The organism is Enterobacter sp. UNJFSC 003 (genome assembly GCF_036903355.1).
Classification (GTDB): Bacteria; Pseudomonadota; Gammaproteobacteria; order Enterobacterales; family Enterobacteriaceae; genus Enterobacter.
Genome location: NZ_JBAKHK010000350.1, coordinates 1 through 236, shown reverse-complemented (window position 1 = coordinate 236; position 236 = coordinate 1). Strand labels below are relative to the sequence as shown.

Genomic DNA, 236 nt, shown 5'->3' with positions numbered 1-236 from the left:
ATACAGGACATCTTACCGACATACTCCGCGCACTCCGCTTTAACCACAGGACAACTGGCTTTCTCACTGATCATGATCGTAGGGCTTTACACCCTGTTCTTAATCGCCGAAGTCTACCTGATGCAGAAATATGCCCGTCTGGGGCCGAGCGCGATGCAGAGTGAACAACCGACGCAGCAACAGGGGTAAAGGAGAAAATCATGTTTGATTATGAAACATTGCGCTTCATCTGGTGG

Annotated in this window: 1 protein-coding gene; it reads left to right on the top strand. The window is 49.6% G+C overall.

Features of this window, described 5'->3' with window-relative positions; all coding sequences use genetic code 11:
• Nucleotides 1–189: cytochrome ubiquinol oxidase subunit I (locus V5P19_RS24495; RefSeq protein WP_031935482.1), on the top strand; the 189-nt coding region annotated here is incomplete at its 5' end.
• Nucleotides 190–236: the final 47 nt, after the last annotated feature.